We start from the raw sequence: 22,066 nt of genomic DNA on the forward strand, positions 1-22,066 counted from the left end.
CGGGGCACGATCGGCGTAAATACGTTCCGATGGCGCGAGATAGCGGGGAATGTCGGGGCTGCTATTGGCGGGGCTTGTGGAACGCGTGGACTTGGCCGGTGTGCTGTTCACGGCGTCTGCATCGACCGGGTACGGCGCCAAAGGACGTAGGGTGGTCGGCTCTACCCGGACGCTTGGTCAGCCGCAACGTTTCGCGCCGCCCACGCGTTCAACCAGCTGCAGAACAATCGCGTCGCCTCACATGTACGTTGAACGCGTGGGCGGCGCCAGCGTTGCGGGCAGATCAAAGCCCCGGGTGGAGCCGACCACCCTACACGCCCTCAATCCGCGCTCATGGCCTGCCGTTGCCGCTCCATGAACTCCTGCAGCGTATCGATCCCGCGCAGTTGCAGGATCGTGTTGCGCACCGCGGCTTCGAGCAGCACGGCGATGTTGCGGCCGGCTGCGACCGGGATCACGACCTTGCGGATCGGCAGGCCCAGCACTTCCTCGGTCGGGAAGTGGAAGGGCAGGCGCTCGACTTCTTCGTCGAGCACGCCGCGCTTGACCAGGTGGACGATGAGTTTCAGGCGCATCTTGCGGCGCACCGCCGTCTCGCCGAAGATCGCCTTGATGTCGAGCAGGCCGAGGCCGCGCACCTCGAGCAGGTTTTGCAGCAGCGGCGGGCAGCGCCCTTCGATCATGTTCGGTGCGATGCGCGAGAATTCCACGGCGTCGTCGGCCACCAGGCCGTGCGAGCGCGAAATCAGTTCCAGGCCCAGCTCGCTCTTGCCCAGGCCCGAGTCGCCGGTGATCAGGACGCCCACGCCCAGCACGTCCATGAAGACGCCGTGCATGATGACGCGCTGCGCCAGCTTTTTGGAGAGATACACGCGCAGGAAGTCGATCACCTGCGCCGCCGGCAGCGGGGTCGAGAACAGCGGGATGTTCTGCTCGTCGCAGATGGCGAGGATGTCGGGCGGGGTTTCCAGGCCCTGGGCGATGATCAGCGCCGGCGGGCCGCCGCCGATCAGTTCGCCGATGACGTGGCTGCGCGAACTCGATTTCAGGCGGTGGTAGTAATTCAGTTCCTGGTGCCCGAAGACCTGGATGCGGCCCGGGTGGATCAGGTTCAGGTGGCCGACCTGGTCGGCGGCCGAGGCGACGTCGCCCGAGATCAGGCGCTCGCCGCCGGGAAAGCCGGCGAACCAGCCGAGTTGCAGGCTGTCGCGGTTATCGTCGTACAGCCGTTGGATGGTGAGCGGAGTTTGCAGCATGCTGCAATATTACCCCATGGCTTGCAAGCTGGGTTGCCAGTTGATAATACGTTCATGGATCGAGCGCGGGTCCGGATCGGTGGCCAGCGCCGTGCGGATTGCCTCGTCCGAAAACAGCTCCGCGATTTCCGACAGGATTTCAAGGTGCTGCTGGGTCACGTGGTCCGGGATCAGGAGGAAGAATAGCAGGTTGACCGGCTGGCCGTCAGGCGACTCGAACGGAATCGGGTCGGCCAGGCGCACAAAGGCGGCGATCGGCTGCTTCAGGCTCTTGCTGCCCTTGATGCGTCCGTGCGGGACGGCCACCCCATGTCCAAGGCCGGTCGAACCGAGGCGCTCGCGCGCGAACAGGTTTTCGGACACGGTCGAACGCGCGATGCCGCAGTTGTTCTCGAAAATCAGTCCGGCCTGTTCGAAGGCGCGCTTCTTGCTCGACACTTCGATGTCGAGCTGGACGTTTTCAAGCGAAAGAATTTTGCTGAGGTTGGTCATAACACGCTTCTAATGTTGCGGCGCGGACGCCGACTTGCGGTGCGGAATTATATGCCTGTTTTCCGGCCATGTAATTCGCTTTCGCGTCGGTATCCTACCCCCGTCATCGGCTGCTTTGGAACCCGCGCCGAACGATACGTCGGCGGCTGTTTGCGCTTGCGCAAGGGTTCACGCAATTTCCATTACGAAAATGAATGCAGGATGAATAAATGGGGGAGAGAAGGCCGATTGGCCGTCATTCCCCCGTTTTTGCCTAAAAAACGGGCAATTCGAAACAAGTTGCTAATCGTTGTTTTTTCGTCAGTTTCTGTGGCTGGAAAGGTACATGCCGTCCGCGTTTTGCCGAGGTCTTGTTATTGACGCGCACCGCGCAGGTTGGGCGGACGCCCGGTGCTGAAGTTGGCCCGCCAGGGATTGATGTCGAGCCCGCCACGGCGCGTATACCGCGCATACACCGCCAGCTTGGTCGGTTTGCACTGGCGCAGGATGTCGACAAAAATCCGCTCGACACATTGTTCGTGAAATTCGTTGTGCTCGCGGAAACCAATCAGGTAGCGCAGCAAGCCTTCCTGCTCGATCTGCGGTCCCACATAGTGAATCTGCACGCTGCCCCAGTCCGGCTGGCCGGTCACCAGGCAGTTCGATTTCAGCAGGTTCGATACCAGCGTTTCCTCGACCGGCGCTTCGTTGACATTCGCGGTGAGCAGGTGCGGGGCCGGCGAATAGTCGTCGATCTCGATGTCGAGGCGGTCGAGCGAATAGCCCTCGAGTTCACCCATCTTCAGCTTGCCGAAGTGTTCGGGTTCCGTCAGCGTGATGTGCACCGGCGCGCCGAAGGCGTTCGACAGGTCGTCGCGCAGCAGCGCCAGCAGGGCGTCGGGGCCGGCCACGCGTGTCTGGTTGAACGAGTTCAGGTAGAGCTTGAACGACTTCGATTCGACGATGTTCGGCGAATCGGCCGGCACACTGATGGTCGCGATCGCCACCTGCGGCTTGCCGCGCATGTTCAGCCACGACAGTTCGTAGGCATTCCAGATGTCCAGGCCGAAGAAGGGCAGGGTGCCGGTCAGCTGCAGTTCGTCGCGCTTTTGCTGGCGCGGGATCGGGAACAGCAAGTCCGGCGCGTACTGGGTCTGGTAAGCGGAGGATTTGCCAAGTGGCGATTGATCGGGGGTATTGTTCATGGTCGTCTCGATGTACCGGCGCTCCACCTTGGTGACGCGGGGTGGGCGGCAAAGCGGCGTATCGTACACCTTTCCGGATCAGACTGCGCGTCCAGCTTGGTTGGGGATGCAGGGTGGGCGGCGGACCGCCCACCCTGCAGGTACTGCTACAGACATTACAAAAACAGCTTGTACACCGGATTGCTGCTCTCATCCCAATACCGGTACCCCAGCGTCGCCAGGAACTGCCGGAACTCGTCCATTTCCCCGCCCGGCACCTGCAGCCCGACCAGGATGCGCCCCACGTCCCCGCCCTGGTTGCGGTAATGGAACAGCGAGATATTCCAGTTCGGCGCCATGCTGTCGAGGAAACGCATCAGGGCGCCGGGGCGTTCGGGGAACTCGAAGCGGTACAGCAGCTCGTCCTGCGCCAGGGTGCTTTTCCCGCCGACCAGGTGGCGCACGTGCAGCTTGGCCAGTTCGTCGTGCGTGAGGTCGAGGGTCGGGAAGTCGTGCTGCTCGAAGGTGCGCGCGAGCAGGCTGGACTCGCTGCGGCTGCCCACCTGCACGCCGACAAAGATGTGGGCCTGGCGCGCGTCGCTGATGCGGTAGTTGAACTCGGTGACGTTGCGCGGCCCGACCAGCGAGCAGAAGCGTCGGAAGCTGCCGCGCTGCTCGGGGATGGTGACCGCGAACACGGCTTCGCGCGCCTCGCCCAGTTCGGCGCGTTCGGCCACGAAGCGCAGGCGGTCGAAATTCATGTTGGCGCCGCAGGCGACCGCCACCAGCGTCTCGTTGCGAATCGGCTGGCGCGACATCTGCGAGCGCTCGACATAGGCCTTGGCGCCGGCCACCGCCAGCGCGCCGGCCGGCTCGAGGATGCTGCGCGTGTCCTGGAACACGTCCTGGATCGCGGCGCAGATCGCATCGGTGTCGACCAGGATGATCTCGTCGACCACCTCGCGCGCCACGCGGAAGGTCTCTTCGCCCACCAGGCGCACCGCGGTGCCGTCCGAGAACAGGCCGACGTCGGCCAGAGTTACGCGCTCGCCCGCCTTGATGCTGCGCGCCATGGCGTCCGAATCGACGGTTTGCACGCCGATGATGCGGATGTCGGGCCGCACCGCCTTGACATAGGCGCCGATGCCCGAAATCAGGCCGCCGCCGCCGATGGCGACGAAAATCGCGTGGATCGGCCCCGCGTGCTGGCGCAGGATCTCCATGCCGATCGTGCCCTGGCCGGCGATCACGTCCGGATCGTCGAAGGGGTGCACGAAGGTCAGTTTCTGCTCGCGTTCCAGCGTCAGCGCGTGGTTGTAGGCATCGGTGTAGGAGTCGCCATGCAGTACCACCTCGACCGCCGCGCCGCCGCGCGCCCGGACCGCCTCGATTTTCAGCTGCGGGGTGGTGGTGGGCATCACGATCAGCGCGCGGCAGCCAAGGCGCGCGGCGGACAGGGCCACGCCCTGCGCATGGTTGCCGGCCGAGGCGCAGATCACGCCGCGCTTGAGGGCTTCAGGCGAGAGATGCGCCATCTTGTTGTAGGCGCCGCGCAGCTTGAAGCTGAACACGCTCTGCATGTCCTCGCGCTTGAACCAGATGCGGTTGCCGAAGCGCTGCGACAGGGTCGGGGCGAGTTCGAGCGGCGTTTCCACGGCGACGTCGTAGACGCGGGCGGTCAGGATTTTCTTGAGGTAGTCGATAGTCATGGTCAAGCCAAAAACGGGAAAAACGAAATATGGTCGGCCAGTGTCCTGGTGCGGGTGACGCGAGACTGTTTTCTCCGATGGGTAACCGGGAGCTGCAGTGCTACGGTGCGATAATGCGGAGGCGCTGGGTGGCAGGCTCGTCGTATCGTGTCGGGGCGAAGTGTTTTCCTCATTATAATAAACACCTCCCACTTTTAATTCCACCGATGATCGAAACCGCTGTCCTCTGGCTGCTCAAGGTCCTCGCCGCGCCGACAGTCGGGCTCACATCGGTATTCCTCATCAGTTTCGTTTCCGCCACGCTGGTGCCGCTCGGTTCCGAGCCGGCCGTGTTCGCGGTGGTGAAGGCCAACGAAGCGATGTTCTGGCCGGCGATCATCGTCGCCACCATCGGCAACACGCTCGGCGGGGCGGTCGACTACTACCTCGGCTACCGCGCAAAAATCGCGTTTGCGAAAGAGCGCCAGAGCCGCTGGTTCGGCTGGCTGGCGAAATACGGCTCGAAGACCATGCTGCTGTCCTGGCTGCCGGGCATCGGCGACCCGCTCTGCACCCTGGCCGGCTGGCTGCACCTGCCGTTCTGGTCGAGCGTGATGTACATGATGATCGGCAAATTCGGGCGCTACCTCACCATGACCCTGGTGCTGCTCTACGTGCCGGACGATTTCTGGCGCCGCCTTGGCGACATGATCACGCGGATCACGGGCTGACCCGGCAGGGGCGCAGGATGGCGGGGTATTGGCCTGTGGGCGTCTTTTCGATGCCTCAGCAGTCGTTCGTGCAAATGTAATTTGCACGGAGGGCGGCCTGGCGGCAGTTTGTTGCGGGAGCCAGGTTGGCAAATCCACCCCAGCCCAGCATTGTGCGTCGCAATAAGCTAGAATGGATATCCTTCGGGCCAGACCAAAGTTTGATCTCATCATGAACGCCCCAGCACATATCCATACCCTCCTGGCTGACAACGCCCAGACGCGCCTGCGCGAAATTCCCTATAACTACACCTCGTTTTCGGACCGCGAAATCGTGATCCGCCTGCTGGGCGAATCCTCGTGGCAGCTGCTCGACGAGCTGCGCGGCGCGCGCCAGACCGGCCGCTCGGCGCGCATGCTGTACGAAGTGCTGGGCGACATCTGGGTGGTACGGCGCAATCCCTACCTCCAGGACGACATGCTGGACAACCCGAAGCGGCGCCAGAAGCTGATCGACGCCTTGCACCACCGGCTGGCCGAAGTCGACAAGCGCCGCTTGAGCGTCGATACGGGCGAAGGTGATGCGGTGGTGGCGGCATCGCGTAGCAGCGCTGTCGAACAACTGCTGGCTGCGGCTCGCCGCGCCGTGGACGACTTCGGCCGCGAGTTCCGCGAGATGTACGACCTGCGCAAGCGCGCCCGCGCCGTGCTCGGCGCCTACACGGATAAACGCAACATCCGCTTCGACGGCATGCACCGCGTTTCGCACGTGACCGACGCGACCGACTGGCGCGTCGAATACCCGTTCCTGGTGCTGGTGCCCGACAGCGAAGAGGAAATGGCGGGCCTGGTCAAAGGCTGCATCGAGCTGGGGCTGACCATCATCCCGCGCGGCGGCGGCACCGGCTACACGGGCGGCGCGATTCCGCTGACCAGCATGTCGGCCGTGATCAACACGGAAAAACTGATCGGCCTGGGCGAAGTCGAGATGACGCGCCTGCCGGGCGTGGACCGCGACTACGCGACCATCCACACCGGCGCCGGCGTGGTGACCCAGAGCGTCTCGCAGGCGGCCGAAAAGGCCGGCTTCGTGTTCGCGGTGGACCCGACCTCGGCGCACGCCTCCTGCATCGGCGGCAATATCGCGATGAACGCCGGCGGCAAGAAGGCAGTGCTGTGGGGCACGGCGCTGGACAACCTGGCCTCCTGGCGCATGGTCGACCCGAACGGCGACTGGCTGGAAGTCACGCGCCTCGAGCACAACCTGTCGAAGATCCACGACGCCCCGACCGCGGTGTTCAGGCTCGAATGGACGCACCCGTCGGTAAAGGGGGCGCCAAAAGGCCAGCCTTTCCGTACCGAGACGCTGACGATTGCCGGACGAAAATTCCGGAAGGAGGGGTTAGGCAAGGACGTCACCGACAAATTCCTCTCCGGCCTGCCGGGCATCCAGAAAGAGGGCACCGACGGGCTGATCACGTCCGCGCGCTGGATCCTGCACAAGATGCCGAAGTTCACCCGCACCGTGGCGCTGGAATTCTTCGGCCAGGCGCGCGACGCGATTCCGTCGATCGTCGAAATCAAGGACTACCTTGACGGGCTACCGAAGAACGGCAAGCCCGAGTTCGAAACCCTGCGCCTGGCGGGCCTCGAGCACCTGGACGAGCGGTACCTGCGCGCGGTCGGCTACGCCACCAAATCCAAGCGTGGCACGATGCCGAAAATGGCGCTGTTTGGCGACATCGTCGGCGACGACGAAAACGCGGTGGCCCTGGCCGCCTCGGAAGTGGTGCGCATCGCCAACACGCGCGTGGGCGAAGGCTTTGTCGCCGTCAGCCCCGAGGCGCGCAAGAAATTCTGGCTGGACCGCGCCCGCACCGCGGCCATCGCGCGCCATACCAACGCTTTTAAAATCAACGAAGACGTCGTCATTCCCCTGAATCGGATGGGCGAGTACACGGACGGCATCGAGCGCATCAACGTCGAGCTGTCGATCCGCAACAAGCTGCAACTGGCCGGCGAACTGCACGCTTACCTCTCGAACGGCCACCTGCCGCTGGAAAAGAGCGACGACGCCAGCGGCGACGGCGTGGCCCGCGACGAGATCATGGGCGACCGTCCCGAGCAGGCGCTGGCGCTGGTGGAAAGCGTGCGCGCCCGCTGGACCTACCTGCTGGCGAACCTCGACCAGCGCCTGGTCGACGCGCACCACCAGCTCAATGAGCTCGGCTTGAGCCATCTGTCGGGCGTGCTGGACAACCGCATCGGCAACCAGCCGGATGCGACCGTGTTCGACGTGGTTCAGGACCACACCGTGCGCGTGTCCTGGAAATACGACTTGCGCGCGCCGCTGCGCCAGATCTTCAACGGCGCCGCCTACAAATGCATCCTCGACGAATGCACGGACATCCACAAGCGGGTGCTGCGCTCGCGCGTGTTCGTGGCGCTGCACATGCACGCCGGCGACGGCAATGTCCACACGAACCTGCCGGTGAACTCGGACGATTACGCCATGCTGCAGGACGCCCACAAGGCGGTCGAGCGCATCATGAAGCTGGCGCGCTCGCTCGACGGCGTGATCTCGGGCGAACACGGCATCGGCATCACCAAGCTCGAATTCCTCCACGATGACGAAATCCAGGAATTCCGCGACTACAAGCTGCGGGTGGATCCGGAAGGGCGCTTCAACAAGGGCAAACTCCTGAATCTGGAAGGCGCCCACGCCGACCTGCGCAACGCTTATACGCCGTCCTTCGGGCTGATGGGCCACGAATCGCTCATCATGCAGCAGAGCGATATCGGCGAGATCGCGAACTCCATCAAGGACTGCCTGCGCTGCGGCAAGTGCAAGCCGGTCTGCACCACCCACGTGCCGCAATCGAATTTGCTGTATTCGCCGCGTGACAAGATCCTCGCCACCTCGGCCCTGATCGAAGCCTTCCTCTACGAAGAGCAGACCCGGCGCGGCGTCTCGATCCGGCACTGGGAAGAATTCGAGGACGTGTCCGACCACTGCACCGTCTGCCACAAGTGCGTCACGCCATGCCCGGTGAACATCGACTTCGGCGACGTCTCGATGAACATGCGCAATCTGCTGCGCAAGATGGACAAGCGCAGCTTCAAGCCGGTCAACCGCGCCGCGATGTTCTTCCTGAACGCGACCGACCCGACCACGATCAACGCCACCCGCGCGGCGATGGTCGGCATCGGCTTCAAGGCCCAGCGCCTGGGGAACCGCCTGCTGAAGAACTTCGCGAAAGAGCAGACCGCGGCGCCGCCGCCGACCACGGGCAAGCCGCCGATCCGCGAGCAGGTGATCCACTTCATCAACAAGAAGATGCCGGGCAACCTGCCGAAGAAGACGGCGCGCGCGCTGCTCGACATCGAGGACGACAAGGTCATCCCGATCATCCGCAACCCGAAGGCGACGAATGCCGACAGCGAGGCGGTGTTCTACTTCCCCGGCTGCGGCTCCGAGCGCCTGTTCTCGCAGGTGGGCCTGGCGACCCAGGCGATGCTGTGGGAAGTCGGCGTGCAAACCGTGCTGCCGCCCGGCTACCTGTGCTGCGGCTACCCGCAGCGCGGCGCCGGCCAGTACGACAAGGCCGACAAGATGATGACGGACAACCGTGTGCTGTTCCACCGCATGGCGAACACCCTGAATTATCTCGACATCAAGACGGTGCTGGTGTCCTGCGGCACCTGCTACGACCAGCTCGCGACCTACGAGTTCGAGAAGATCTTCCCTGGCTGCCGCATCATGGACATCCACGAATACCTGCTCGAAAAAGGGGTCAAACTTGAAGGCGTGAGCGGCACGCGCTACATGTACCACGATCCCTGCCACACGCCGATGAAGATGCAGGACTCGATCAAGACCGTGAACGCGCTGGTGCAGACCTTCGACAACGTCAAGATTGAGAAGAACGACCGTTGCTGCGGCGAATCCGGCACCTTTGCCGTGACGCGCCCGGACATCGCCACCCAGGTGCGCTACCGCAAGGAAAGCGAAGTCGAGAAGGGCGCGGCCAAGCTGCGTGAAGACGGTTTCGAGGGCGAAGTGAAGATCCTGACGAGCTGCCCGTCCTGCCTGCAAGGGCTGTCGCGCTACAATGGCGACGCCGGCACCTCGGCCGACTACATCGTGGTCGAAATCGCCAAGCACTTGCTGGGCGAGAACTGGCTGCCGGATTATGTGGCACGCGCCAATAACGGCGGTATCGAAAGGGTGTTAGTGTGAGTGGTACGTCAATGCAGGAAGAAGGGTGCGAACTGTGCGCGCAGGGGGGGCCGAATGCGACGCCGGCGGTGTACGCCGACGACAAGCTGTCGGTCATCATCGTCGACGACGCGAATTATCCCGGGTTTTGCCGGGTGATCTGGCGAGACCATGTGCGCGAAATGAGCGACCTGTCGCGCGAAGACCGCCTGCTGCTCAACGAAGTGGTCTTCCATGTCGAGCAGGCGGTGCGCGAAACGATGGCGCCCACGAAAATGAACGTGGCCAGCCTCGGCAACGTCGTGCCGCACCTGCACTGGCACATCATTCCGCGCTATGCGGACGATGCCCATTTCCCGGCGCCGGTCTGGGCCACCGCCGTGCGCAAGAGCGATGAATCCGTTCTCGAAGCGCGCCGCGCGCAACTGCCGCACCTGCAGGAGGCCATCGCGCGCCGCCTGCAACAATCGTAAAGAACCATCATGCCAACGCCGACCGAACTCACCGTCCATCAAAAATCCCGCCTGTTCGACATCGCTTTCGATGACGGCAGCGCGTTTTCGATCCCGTTCGAGCTGATGCGCGTGTATTCGCCCTCGGCCGAAGTAAAGGGCCACGGCCCCGGCCAGGAGGTGCTGCAAGTGGGCAAGCGCGAGGTCGGCATCCGCGGCGTCGAGCCGGTCGGCAATTACGCCGTGAAACCGCTGTTCAACGACGGCCACGAAAGCGGCATCTATACCTGGGACTTCCTGTACAAGCTGGGCAGCGAGCACGATGCGCTGTGGGCGGACTACATGGCGCGCCTGCATGCGGCCGGGTTCGAGGGCGATAGCGGACGCGAGCCGGGCACCGTGCTGCCGGGTGCGCCGGTGCGTACCGGCGGCTGCGGCGGGCATAGCCACTGATAAAGCGGGTCCGGCGCTACCGCCGGCGTGTTCAAAAGAAAAGCGCCCTGAAAGGGCGCTTTTTGCTTTGGCTCCAGCCGCATGCAGTCGCATGCAGCAGTGTGCCCACTTTACTTCTCGATCAGCACAGGCGTATTGAAACCCAGTTCCTTCATCCTCGGCAGCTGCGTTTTCGCATCGCCCACCACCAGCCACACCATCTTCGACGGATCAAGATACTTCTGCGACAAGGCCTGGACTTGCGGCAGCGTCATCGCCTTCACCGTCTGTTCGCGGTCCTTGATGTAGTCGGCGCGCCAGCCGTACTTGCTGATGTTGTCGAGCATGCCCAGCTTGGCGGTGGACGTCTCGAAGGCACGCGCATTGCTCTTGATGAGGAAGTTCTTGGTCGTCTCCAGGTCGGCCGCCGTGTAGGTCGGGGCGTAGTCCTGCAGGATCTGTTTCACCAGCTGGGTGGACTCGAGCGTGACGTTGGTGCGTACGCCGCTGGCGATGACGAATGGCCCGGCACTCTTGCTGCCCGAGAAATTCGAATTGATCCCGTAGGTATAGCCTTTCCCTTCGCGCAGCTGCTGGGTCAGGCGCGACGCGAAACCGCCACCGCCGAGGATGTAGTTCATCACGGTAGCCGGGTAGTAGTCCGGGTCGGTGACCGCCAGCGCGCGGTAGCCCACCTGGATTACCGACTGCTTCGCATCCGGCACATCGACGAAGTAGACTTTGGCAGGCGCCGGGACAGCCGCGCTCGATGCTGGCGGCAGCGCGACCGGCCGCGCCTTCCATTCGCGGCCGAGTTCGGCCAGCGAACGCGCCACGGCGGCTTTCGGCAGGGCGCCGATCACGTGCATGCGTGCGTTGGAAGGCGTCAGGTTGGCCCGGTAGTAGCCCTTCAGGTCGTCGATGGTGATCGCATTCACGGTCTCGGCCGTGCCGAGGATGTTGCGCGAACGGATGTCGTCTTTTCCGTAGACCAGCTTGGCGAAATTGCTGCTTGCCAGCGCGTTCGGATCGGCTTCCTGCTGGCGAATCTGGCTCAGTACGCTCTGCTTGATCAGGGCGAATTCCTTCTCGTCCCAGCGTGGCTGCAACAGGATTTCCCGGACCAGGTCCAGGGTCGCTCGGTAATTGCGCGCCAGGGTCGTCACGCTGATGCGCACATCCTCGACCCGGGCCGACACATTGATCGTCGCGCCCAGTTGCTGGATCGCTTCTTCCAGCTCCTGCGGGGTTTTCGTGGCGGTGCCCTGGGTCATCATGCGCGCCATCAGGTTGGCGACGCCCACCTTGTCGAGCTTGTCGAGCAGCAGGCCGCCATCGATCGCGATATCGAACTGCACCAGCGGCACTTCGTTGTTCTCGATGCCGACCACGCGCATGCCATTGGCCAGCCTGGTGTCCCACACCTGCGGCACCTTCAGGGCGGCAGGAGCCCCGTAGGCAGGTTCCTTGCTGCGGTCGAAGCTGGACGCGGTCTTCGTATATTCCGCATTTCCACTCGCATCGACCGTCTTCTCCGCCCCCTGCACGACTTTCTCTTCGACGACGTCGGCCTTGGCCGAGCCGGAGAGGGCAAGCGCCAGCTTGCCCTTCGGGACGAAACTGGTCGCAACGTAAGGCTTGCCCTTGATATAGGTGTCATACACGCGCCGCACGTCGGCAGGCGTGACCGCCAGCGTTTTCCTGACGCTCTCCACGACATACCCTGGATTGCCGGTCAAATAGTTGTATTCCGCAAGCAGCGCCGATTTGCCGAGCACGCTGGACACCGAGTTATAGAAACGGGTCTCGAGGCCGGCCTTGATCCGGTTCAGGTCGCGCTGCGAAATGCCTTCCTGTTCGAACTTGGCAAACGCCTTGTCGACCGCGCCCGCCACCTCGTCGAGGGGCTTGCCTTCGAAAGCACGAATTCGCAGCATGAACTGGCCCGCCAGTTCCGAGCTCTGGTTGCCGATCTGGACGTTCGGCGCCAGCTTGCCGTCTTCCACGAGCACTTTATAAAAGGGCGCGCGCTTCGTTTGCGACAGGTATTCGGCCAGCACTTCGAGTGCATAGGCGTCGGCATGCAAGTCCTCGACCGTCGGCCAGGCCATGGTCAGCTCGGGCAGTTTCGCGAAATTGTCTTCGTGGGCCAGTTTTACAGTTTGCTCCACCACGCCCGGGCGCTTGGCCATGGGCTTCATCGGATCGCCGCGCTTGATCTCGGAAAAGTACTTCTCGACCCACTTGCGTGCCTGGACCGGATCGAAGTCGCCGGCCAGCACCAGGGTCACATTGTTCGGCACGTACCACAGGCGGAAGAATTCCTTGACGTCGTCGAGGGTCGCATTCTGCAGGTCGTCGAGGGAGCCGATGACCTGCCAGTTGTACGGGTGGTCCGCCGGGTACAGGGCCTTGTTGATGACGTAGCGGGTGTGGCCGTAGGGCGCGTTGTCGACGCCCTGGCGTTTCTCGTTCTTGACGACCTGTTTCTCCTTGGCCAGTACCGGATCGGTGACGGTGTTGATGAACCAGCCGAGCTTGTCCGCTTCGGCCCAGATCATTTTCTCGAGCGCGTCCTTGGGGACCGTCTGCAGGTAGTTGGTGCGGTCCTGCGAGGTCGACCCGTTGGCGCCGGAGCCGCCGATGCGGGCGCTCATCTTGTCGAGGCCGCCCTTGCCCAGGTTTTCAGATTCCAGGAACAGCAGGTGTTCGAACAGGTGGGCGAAGCCCGTGCGGCCGGCTTTCTCGCGGCTTGAACCCACATGGGCCGTCAGGTTCACGGCAACGACCGGATCGGAGCGGTCAATGTGGAAGATGACATCGAGTCCGTTTGGCAGCGTGAACTTCTGGAAGTCCACTTTCAGCCCCGCCCTGGACGCGGCCTGTGCCGGCTTTGCGGCATGTGCGGGAAGCGCGACGGCCGAGGTCAAGGCCGAGGTAAAACACGCGGCCAGCAAGAGGGTCGATGGAATAGTCTTCATGTCATTGGCTTCCTGGGATAGGGCGGGCAGCCGTTGCGGCAGGCCACAGGTTTCTGCATAGTATTGCAGTTTCCTGATTGCTACAACGCCCAAGCGAGGGCGGCTATCAACGGCGCCGCCAAAAGAAAAGCGCCCTGGAAGGGCGCTTTCGCATGGATTCCAACCGCACTGCGTCGCTCGTGGCAACGCGTACAGCTAAACCATTACTGCGGCTGGATATTGGCAGCCTGCTTGCCCTTTGGGCCGGTCGTGATCTCGAAGCTCACGCGCTGATTCTCGGCCAGCGACTTGAAGCCGGTGGAGTTGATAGCCGAAAAGTGCGCGAATACGTCTTCACCACCGCCGTCCGGGGTAATGAAGCCAAAACCCTTCGCATCGTTGAACCATTTAACAGTACCGCTCGTCATGTTGTTGCTCCCCTATAGATTATTTGTGTTTGCCTTGCTTGGGCTTGCGGTAATGAAACGCGTAACGCCAGCACCGGGCTTAACAAAGCAAATCGATTATAGGCATAAGTGAACAACAACGAAGCACAATTGTTTGCAATTTTCCTGATGAGTTGGCTCTTCGCGACGCAACATGTGACGAGCGGCATCAAGCATTTCCGAGCGGCATTGAAAGGATGGTCAAAGCGCTCCTCGACGGCATTCAGGGCTTTCCGGATATAGGCATGCTGGTTCCCGAAATACACCTGCACATGGTTCCTGCAACTCTCAAAACAGCGGATCGCCGCCAGGTCCACCATGTGGCAGCGCTCGCCGTCCTTGATAAAAATCCTGCTCGATTCTTCCAGTGGCGCTTTGGGTGCAACGGGCCCATTGGGCAGGGCACGCGCCTCCAGCTTGCGCAAGGCCTGACCGAGGCGTTCCATGCTGATCGGCTTGAGCAGATAGTCGACCTCCACGATGCGCTCGACGCGCGCCTTGTCCTGCGCGGAAAAATGGCGGTGCATATAGGCCTGTCCGAGCGCGTCGCCCAGCGCTGCGCTCAATGAGTCGAGCGCGCGTTCGGCACGTGGAGCGGGTACCGCCTGGCCGCCGAGCGCCTTGCCGCGGAAGGCGAAATGAGCAGCGCGGAACGGTTCCGGCAGCAGCGGCGCCGCCGAGTCGAGCGTGCGCAGCCGGAAGTAGAGCTTCCAGTCGTCCAGCGGCAGTTCGTGCTGCAGGCGGGCAATCGCCGCGGCCCCGGGCGGATGCACCAGGTTCACCGTTTCGCCCGCTTTGATCCCCGCTCCCGCCAGGAAGGCCTGCCAGTCGAGACCGGGCGCCGTACCGGCCAGCCCGGCGGCGGCGAGCGGCTGCACCCGGGCCGGATTGGTAGCCTCGGCAGCGGGCACGTGCGCCGCCGCCAGGCGCTTTTCCAGGGCCAGCACCCGCTGCGCTGCCGCTCGGGGATGGCGTTCGCCGGACAGTTTGGCCAGCGTTGCCAGGTAGGCCAGGTAGGCGGCGCGGGCGCTTTCCATCCGCGCCCCTTTATTCAGGTAGTAGTCGCGGTCGGGCAAGCCCAGTCCTCCCTGCATCACGAGCACGCGGTTGGTGCCGGGGTCCTTGAAGTCGGCAAAGCCTCCCCACAGCCACAAGGGGGTTTTCAGGATGCCCTGCACGCGTCCCTGCCAGCGTGCCAGCTCGAGCGGGTTGGCGATGGCGTCGATCGCCGCCAGTTGCGCGCGCACCGGACCCAGGCCGGTGCGGTCGATCGCCGCGGTATCCATCTCGCTGTCGAAGTAGTCGACCAGCTTGCGCGCGTCGCTGCCCGCCGGCTGCGGCTGGCGGCGCAAGTCGTCGACGATGGCGCGCACCCGCGCGTTGATAATTGCCGGCAAGTCGGCGGCGTAGACCTCGGACTTATCTGCGGGAACGGTGGTGCGGTCCAGCCAGGCGCCGTTGGCGGCGAGGAACAGGTCGTCCTGCACCCGGACCGCGGCGTGGGGCAGGGCAGGGGCCTGCCCGGCGGCGAGGGCAGGGGTGGCAAAGACTGCCAGCGGCAGCAGGAGGCAAGGGAGAATGGAGGGGCGAAAGGTCACGGGAATCCAGTGGCGACAGGGTAAGTGGCCGGCATGGCCGGGGCACAACCAGTATCGCCAAGCTGGATACCGCCGGGAGATCGCGGTGCTGGACGGCCGCTTTCGGCTCGTGAACGGTGTGAAAGCCTGCTGTGCGGCAGGCCCTCTTGCTCAGTTGCCTGCCTGGCCGCGGACGGCGCTCGACAGCAAGTCCACCACTTCCTCGATCCGGTACGGCTTGGCGACGATCCTGATGCCCGGCAGCGCTACCTGCTGTTCGGTGTAGCCGGTCGCCAGCACAATCGGCAGGCCAGGATAGCGTTGCTTGAGGATGGTGGCGAGGTCGACGCCGCTGACCTGGCCCGGCATCACGATGTCGGAGAACACCACGTCGGGACGGCAGCCCTCGCTTTCCAGCAGCCGCAATGCGGCCTCGCCGTTGTCGGCCACCAGCACCTCGAAGCCGCTGTCGCCGAGGGCGCGCACCACGGCCTCGCGCACCAGCGGATCGTCTTCCACGAACAGCACAGTGCCGCTGGCCCGCGATGAGGACGCGGCCTGCGGGGGGGCGGCCACCACCGGGACCACCTCCTGTGCGCGCAACAGGTACATGTCGACCCGGGTGCCGATACCGGGAATGCTGTCGAGCACCAGCGTGCCGCCGGCCTGGACCGCGAACGCATAGGCTTGCGGCAGGCCCAGGCCCGTTCCCTGGCCGGGCGGCTTGGTGGTGAAGAAGGGATCGAGCGCGCGCGCCATGACGTCCGGCGTCATGCCGCAGCCGGTATCGGTCATGCTCACCAGGACGTAGTCGCCGCGTAGCAAGGTGCCGTCGACACCATCGTGCGACACATTGCTGGCCTGCAGGCGCAGCGTGCCGCCGCCAGGCATGGCGTCGCGCCCGTTCAGGGCCAGGTTGAGCAGGGCGATGTCGAACTGCAGCGGCTCGAGCGTCACCGGCCACACGTCTTTCTCGCAATGCACCTCGACGGTGACATCGTTGCGCAGCGAACCTTTTATCAATTGGACCGCGCTGTGCAGCTGGTCGCAGATGTCGACCGTCGCCACGCGCGCTTCCTGCTGGCGCCCGAAGGAGCCCAGCTGGCCGGTCAGGACCGTGGCCCGGGTCACCGTGCGCTGGCAGGTCTGGATCAGGGTCTTGACCTTGTCTTCGCGGGTGCTGAAGGACGCCAGCTGCAGTGCGGTGGTCAGGGTTTGCAGCAGGTTGTTGTATTCGTGGGCGATGCCGCCGGTCAGGCGCCCGAGGGCTTCGAGCTTCTGGTTCTTCAGCAGCGCCGTTTGCGCCCGTTCGGTGGCGGCGATCGCAGTGGCGACGCGCGCCTCCATCTCGCTTTGCGCATGGCGGATGCGGGTGCTGGCCTCGGCCAGGCGCTGCGCCACGGTGTCGAGCTCGGCCCAGCCGAGCGGCCGGTAAGGCAGCTCGACGCCGTCACCGAGCGCCTTCGCGCTTTCGCCAAGCGCTTCGAGCGGGGCCATTGCGCGGTTGGCAAAACGGTGTGCGGCGGCCAGGCCGATCAGGAGCAGCAGGGTCATCAGGCCGCCGAGCAGGGCGGCCGCGCGCAGCGGCGCCTGGCGCAGCTCGCTGTGCGGAACGCTGAGCAGCACTTTCCATTCCGCGCCCGGCACCGTGCTGGCGAATACGCGCGAATCGATGCCGTCCAGGGTGCGCGATTCGTACATCGTGTCCGGGGCCTGGGCCATGCGGATGCGCGAGCTCTCGCGCACCATTTTGCCGACATAGCGTTCCGGATCGCGAGTGCGGGCCACGATGACGCCCTTGCGGTCGACCACGGTCGCCAGCCAGGCAGCGGGCAGGTGCTGGCGCATCAGCAGGCCCTGCAGCGAACCGGCGCTGACGGCCATGGCCAGCAGGTGGCGTACGGAACCGCCCGCTTTGACGGGCACCTGGATCGCGAACACATGGCGCTTGACCACTTGCCCAGTGAACAAGTCCGACACCAGCATGCCGCCGTTTCCATGTTTTGTCATCAACTGGGAAAGGTTCGAGACGTTGCGAATCGGCAGGACACTGCCGTAGGGGCGGAGCGTGTTGAGCAACTGGCGCGATTCGAGGTCGAACAGGACGATATGCGCGTCCGGTGCAATCACCACGTCCCGGGCGTAATCGTAAAAGACGGGCAAGCGGTTGTCCGCCAGCGCGGGTGACGCCGCCAGAACGCGCAGCACTTCCTCCTTCTTTTCCAGCTCGTTGTCGACCAATAAGGCCATGGCGCGCGCCGTCTCGGCCATGCTGCGGTTTTGCGCAGCCTGCGCGTCGCGGTAAACGTAGGCAACGGCCAGCGCCGCCGCGATGAACGAGGGAACCAGTACGGATAGGACTAAAAGCAGGAAACGGGTCCTGGTTCGCATCGAAGGAAGTTGCCAGTAAGGAAAGCGGAATGAGGGAGAGTGATTATACAAGAGTCAATATTTAAGCCACGCACTGATGAGCCGGCGGCGCCGCCATCGTGCCCCGGGCGCCCGTAATGCAGGGCGCTTGTATAATGCGAAAAGATTAAACAGTCACCTACTTATGACCAATACCACCCATTTCGGCTACAAGACCGTGTCCGAGGACGAGAAGGTCCACGAGGTCGCCAAGGTTTTCCATTCCGTGGCGGCGAAATACGACGTCATGAACGACCTGATGTCCGGTGGCCTGCACCGCATCTGGAAGACCTTCACCATCGCCCAGGCCGGCGTGCGTCCCGGTTTCAAGGTGCTCGACATCGCCGGCGGCACGGGTGACCTGTCGAAGGCGTTTGCGAAACAGGCGGGGCCGAGCGGGGAAGTCTGGCTGACCGATATTAACGAATCGATGCTGCGCGTCGGCCGCGACCGACTATTGAATAAAGGCCTGGTGACCCCAACTTTATTGTGTGACGCCGAAAAGCTGCCGTTCCCGGACAATTATTTTGACCGGGTCAGTGTCGCTTTCGGCCTGCGCAACATGACGCACAAGGACCAGGCGCTGGCGGAAATGCGCCGCGTGCTGAAACCCGGCGGCAAGCTGCTGGTGCTGGAATTTTCGAAAGTGGCGACGCCCCTGCAAAAGCCCTACGATGTGTATTCGTTCTCGGTGCTGCCGTGGCTGGGCCAGCGCATCGCCGGCGATGCGGAGAGTTACCGTTACCTGGCCGAGTCGATCCGCATGCACCCGGACCAGGAAACGCTGAAAGGCATGATGCAGACCGCGGGCCTGGAGCGCGTGCAGTACTTCAACCTGACGGCAGGCGTGGCAGCTTTGCATACTGGTATCAAACTTTAAGGGGACTTCGATGAAAATGAAAAAATTCCTGGCCACGGCCATGCTGGCGCTGACCGCCACCGCCATGATTGCCGAAGCCACCGCGCGCCCGATGGGCGGCAAGCGTTCCATCGGCCGCCAGTCGCAGGCGGTCCGCCAGATGCCGGCTCCGGCTCCGGCGGCGCCCATGAATCGCCAGCAGGCAGCCCCGGCGCCAGCCGCCCCGGTTGCCGGCGCTGCTGCCGGCGCGGCCGGTGCGCGTGCCGCACAGGCAGCGAAACCGAGCATGTGGAAGGGGCTGCTCGGCGGCGCGCTGCTCGGCCTGGGCCTGGGCGCCCTGTTCTCGCATCTCGGTATCGGCGGCGCCATAGCGTCCTTCCTCTCTGCCGTCCTGATGATCGCGCTGCTGGCGCTGGCCGTGATGTTCATCGTGCGCATGTTCCGCCGCAAGGACACGCCAGCCAACCCGGCCTTCCAGGGCGGCTACAGCGGCCAGCCGGTCCCTGCCGGCGCCACGCCTGAAATCGGTTCCGGCCTGCGCCACCAGCCGAGCGCCTTCCAGGGCACGGCAGCGGGCGTGTCGCTGAACAAGGCTGGGCCAGTCGCCCCGGCGGGCGCGACCCCGCACACCCCGTGGGGCGTGCCGGCCGACTTCGATACCGAAGCCTTCCTGCGCCATGCCAAGTCCTCCTTCATCCGCATGCAGGCGGCCTGGGACAAGGGCGACGTCGCCGACCTGCGCGAGTTCACCACCCCCGAGGTGTTTGCCGAGCTGAAGATGCAGATCGCGGAACGCGGCGCGAATGCCGACTTTACCGATGTCGTCTCCATCGACGCCCAGCTGCTGGGGATCGAAACGACGGCCAGCGATTACCTGGCAAGCGTCCAGTTCGACGGCATGATCCGCACCGCACCGAACGCGCCGGCCGAGCCGTTCTCGGAAGTGTGGAACATGGAAAAGCCGCTGTCGGGCAATACCGGTTGGGTCCTCGCAGGTATTCAACAGCAGCAATAATTTTTTGGAAAGTTTCCCGTGCGCCCGAGTTTGTGCCGGGCAAACTGGTAAGATCAGAGCCGCCCGCGTTACAACGGGCGGTTTTGTTTTTTAGCGACCCCTACCCATGTTCCCGAACGCTTCTCTCTTGTCGCCGCAACGTGCCCTGACGGTTTCCGCCGTCGCCACGATCAACCACCTGCTGGCTGGGGAGGAGTGGGCGCGCGCGTCGCTGCGGCGCCATGCCGGCAAACTCGCCTGCATCGATACCGGTCACCTGCAATTGCGCCTGCGTGTGGGGGCGGATGGGCTGCTTGAGGCAGGCGAACCGGCAGCGCTGCCGGCCGTCACCATCCACGTCAAGCTGGCCGACCTGCCGCTGATCGCGCAACACCGCGACCGGGCGTTTTCCTATGTGCGCATCGAAGGCGATGCCGAGTTTGCGAACACGATATCGACGCTCAGCCGCGGCCTGCGCTGGGAACCCGAGCACGACCTCGAACGCCTGTTCGGTCCGATCGTCGCGACCCGGGTGGCCGGCGGGGCCCGCAGCTCGGTGAACGGCCTGCGCGCCACCGGCCGCCGTCTGGCGGAGAACCTGGCCGAATTCCTGGTCGAAGAACGCCCGGTGCTGGCCCGGCCAGGCCAGGTCGAGGAATTCGGCGCCGATGTCGTGCGCCTGCGCGATGACGTCGAACGCGCGGCTAAGAAGGTGGCACGGCTGGAAAGCCTGCTGGCGCAGCATCAGGCTCGCAAGGTGGCCGCGCAGCTGCCGGCTGAACCGATTGCCCTCATTCCGACAACCCGCCCGAGCGGGGACACCACCCTGGACAGCTGATGATATTGAAATTCCTGCGCCTGCTTAAAATCTTCACGGTCGCAACCAAGTACGGCCTCGATGAAATTGCAATGTCCGGTTTCGACGCGCCGCGTACTGCGCGTTTTGTTAGCGGCATGTTTTTCTGGCGCAGGAGGATGACCAGTCCACGCGCGATCCGCCTGCGCCTCGCCCTGGAAGAGCTCGGCCCGATCTTCATCAAGTTCGGCCAGGTGCTGTCGACCCGGCGCGACCTGATGCCGCAAGATATCGCCGACGAGCTGTCCCTGCTGCAGGACCGGGTCCCGCCCTTCGATTCGGCCCTCGCCATTGCCCAGATCACCGAGTCGCTCGGCGCCCATCCGGACCAGCTGTTCGCCAGTTTTGACCCGGTGCCGGTGGCCTCGGCCTCGATCGCCCAGGTGCACTTCGCCACGCTGAAGAACGGCAAGGAAGTGGCGGTCAAGGTGCTACGTCCGGGCATGAAGAAAACCATCGACGAAGACGTGGCGCTGATGGACATGGCCTCGAGCCTGGTCGAGCGCGTGTGGAAGGACAGCCGCCGGCTGAAACCGCGCGAAGTCGTCGCCGAATTCGACAAATACCTGCACGACGAGCTGGACCTGATGCGCGAGGCGGCCAATGCCGCCCAGCTGCGCCGGAATTTCGCGGATTCCGATTTGCTGATGGTGCCCGAAATGTACTGGGACTATTGCTCCAGCAGCGTGATCGTCATGGAGCGCATGAACGGCATCCCGGTCTCGCAGATCGACCGCCTGGCGGCCGAAGGCGTGGACCTGAAAAAGCTGTCGACCGATGGCGTCGAGATCTTCTTCACCCAGGTCTTCCGCGACGGTTTCTTCCACGCGGATATGCACCCCGGTAATATCCTGGTGTCGGTCGAGCCGGAAACCTTTGGCCGCTACATCGCGCTCGACTTCGGCATCGTCGGCACCCTGAACGATTTCGACAAGGACTACCTGTCGCAAAACTTCCTGGCCTTCTTCCGGCGCGACTACAAGCGCGTTGCCGAGGCCCACATCGAGTCGGGCTGGGCGCCACGCAATACCCGCGTCGATGAACTCGAATCCGCCGTGCGCGCCTGCTGCGAACCGATCTTCGACCGCCCGCTGAAAGACATCTCGTTCGGCCAGGTCCTGCTGCGTTTGTTCCAGACCTCGCGCCGTTTCAATGTCGAAGTCCAGCCACAACTCGTGCTGCTGCAAAAGACCCTGCTCAACATCGAGGGCCTCGGACGCCAGCTCGACCCAGACCTCGACCTGTGGAAGACGGCCAGGCCCTACCTCGAGCGCTGGATGGGCGACCAGCTCGGCTGGCGGGGCTTTGTCGAGAAACTCAAGGACGAGGCGCCGCGCTACGCCCACATCTTCCCGCAACTGCCGCGCCTGGTGCACCGCGCGCTCGAGCAGCAGTCCCATCCGCACCTGGCCACCCATGAGCTGCTCAGCATGCTCGTGGTCGAGCAGCGCCGCACCAACCGGCTGATCGGATTCGTGGCCTGGCTGGCGGGTGGTGTCGCGTCCGGCATCATCTTCGCCGCCGTGTTGACGCGCTACGGCAACCCGTTCTAG

The 22,066-nt window shown here is 64.0% G+C and carries 16 protein-coding genes; 8 read left to right on the top strand and 8 right to left on the bottom strand.

Annotated features, from left to right (window positions below):
• Positions 1-320: 320 nt before the first annotated feature.
• From hprK to ilvA, 4 genes are all read right to left on the bottom strand, one after another.
• Positions 321-1,256: an HPr(Ser) kinase/phosphatase gene (hprK, locus tag ACFPN5_RS07365; RefSeq protein ID WP_379781650.1), complete on the bottom strand. Its 936-nt coding sequence runs from the start codon at positions 1,254-1,256 to the stop codon at positions 321-323.
• Positions 1,257-1,265: 9 nt separating this feature from the next.
• Positions 1,266-1,748, bottom strand: a complete 483-nt coding sequence (locus ACFPN5_RS07370) for a PTS sugar transporter subunit IIA (RefSeq protein WP_379781652.1) — start codon at positions 1,746-1,748, stop codon at positions 1,266-1,268.
• Between the two features lie 353 nt (positions 1,749-2,101).
• Complete coding sequence (gene queF, locus ACFPN5_RS07375) at positions 2,102-2,932, bottom strand: NADPH-dependent 7-cyano-7-deazaguanine reductase QueF (RefSeq protein ID WP_379781654.1); 831 nt, start codon at positions 2,930-2,932, stop codon at positions 2,102-2,104.
• 155 nt (positions 2,933-3,087) lie between these two features.
• Positions 3,088-4,620 (bottom strand): threonine ammonia-lyase, biosynthetic, encoded by a 1,533-nt coding sequence (gene ilvA, locus ACFPN5_RS07380; protein WP_379781656.1) that lies wholly within the window; start codon positions 4,618-4,620, stop codon positions 3,088-3,090.
• Between the two features lie 206 nt (positions 4,621-4,826).
• On the opposite strand from ilvA, the gene ACFPN5_RS07385 reads away from it, so the two are divergent.
• From ACFPN5_RS07385 to ACFPN5_RS07400, 4 genes are all read left to right on the top strand, one after another.
• Positions 4,827-5,330, top strand: a complete 504-nt coding sequence (locus ACFPN5_RS07385) for a YqaA family protein (RefSeq protein WP_379781659.1) — start codon at positions 4,827-4,829, stop codon at positions 5,328-5,330.
• A 211-nt stretch (positions 5,331-5,541) separates the two neighbouring features.
• Positions 5,542-9,549 carry a DUF3683 domain-containing protein gene (locus ACFPN5_RS07390; protein WP_379781662.1) on the top strand — a complete coding sequence of 1,336 codons (4,008 nt, stop codon included), beginning with the start codon at positions 5,542-5,544 and terminating at the stop codon, positions 9,547-9,549.
• 11 nt (positions 9,550-9,560) lie between these two features.
• On the top strand, positions 9,561-10,001 hold the full coding sequence (locus tag ACFPN5_RS07395; protein ID WP_379781946.1) for an HIT family protein: 441 nt from the start codon (positions 9,561-9,563) through the stop codon (positions 9,999-10,001).
• Positions 10,002-10,010: 9 nt separating this feature from the next.
• Positions 10,011-10,433 (top strand): gamma-butyrobetaine hydroxylase family protein, encoded by a 423-nt coding sequence (locus tag ACFPN5_RS07400; protein ID WP_379781664.1) that lies wholly within the window; start codon positions 10,011-10,013, stop codon positions 10,431-10,433.
• A 110-nt stretch (positions 10,434-10,543) separates the two neighbouring features.
• Here the strand turns inward: ACFPN5_RS07400 and ACFPN5_RS07405 are convergent, their stop codons facing one another.
• The 4 genes from ACFPN5_RS07405 to ACFPN5_RS07420 form a co-directional block, all read right to left on the bottom strand.
• Positions 10,544-13,393 (bottom strand): M16 family metallopeptidase, encoded by a 2,850-nt coding sequence (locus ACFPN5_RS07405; RefSeq protein WP_379781666.1) that lies wholly within the window; start codon positions 13,391-13,393, stop codon positions 10,544-10,546.
• A 203-nt stretch (positions 13,394-13,596) separates the two neighbouring features.
• A complete protein-coding gene (locus ACFPN5_RS07410; RefSeq protein WP_379738821.1) occupies positions 13,597-13,800 on the bottom strand; it encodes a cold-shock protein in 204 nt (67 codons plus the stop codon).
• Positions 13,797-15,416: a hypothetical protein gene (locus tag ACFPN5_RS07415; protein WP_379781668.1), complete on the bottom strand. Its 1,620-nt coding sequence runs from the start codon at positions 15,414-15,416 to the stop codon at positions 13,797-13,799. The genes ACFPN5_RS07410 and ACFPN5_RS07415 overlap by 4 nt, the downstream gene beginning before the upstream one ends.
• 150 nt (positions 15,417-15,566) lie before the next feature.
• Entirely contained in the window at positions 15,567-17,786 is a 2,220-nt protein-coding gene (locus tag ACFPN5_RS07420) for a hybrid sensor histidine kinase/response regulator (protein ID WP_379781670.1), read from the bottom strand.
• Between the two features lie 163 nt (positions 17,787-17,949).
• On the opposite strand from ACFPN5_RS07420, the gene ubiE reads away from it, so the two are divergent.
• The 4 genes from ubiE (at position 17,950) to ubiB (ending at position 22,066) form a co-directional block, all read left to right on the top strand.
• Positions 17,950-18,684: a bifunctional demethylmenaquinone methyltransferase/2-methoxy-6-polyprenyl-1,4-benzoquinol methylase UbiE gene (ubiE, locus tag ACFPN5_RS07425; protein WP_379781672.1), complete on the top strand. Its 735-nt coding sequence runs from the start codon at positions 17,950-17,952 to the stop codon at positions 18,682-18,684.
• Between the two features lie 10 nt (positions 18,685-18,694).
• Complete coding sequence (locus ACFPN5_RS07430) at positions 18,695-19,678, top strand: Tim44 domain-containing protein (protein WP_379781674.1); 984 nt, start codon at positions 18,695-18,697, stop codon at positions 19,676-19,678.
• Between the two features lie 106 nt (positions 19,679-19,784).
• Positions 19,785-20,495 (top strand): ubiquinone biosynthesis accessory factor UbiJ, encoded by a 711-nt coding sequence (locus ACFPN5_RS07435; protein ID WP_379781676.1) that lies wholly within the window; start codon positions 19,785-19,787, stop codon positions 20,493-20,495.
• The gene (gene ubiB, locus ACFPN5_RS07440; protein WP_379781678.1) at positions 20,495-22,066 is read left to right on the top strand and encodes a ubiquinone biosynthesis regulatory protein kinase UbiB; all 1,572 of its coding nucleotides are present in this window, start codon (positions 20,495-20,497) and stop codon (positions 22,064-22,066) included. The genes ACFPN5_RS07435 and ubiB overlap by 1 nt, the downstream gene beginning before the upstream one ends.

Source organism: Massilia niabensis, from assembly GCF_042655085.1.
GTDB classification, from domain to species: domain Bacteria; phylum Pseudomonadota; class Gammaproteobacteria; order Burkholderiales; family Burkholderiaceae_D; genus Telluria; species Telluria niabensis.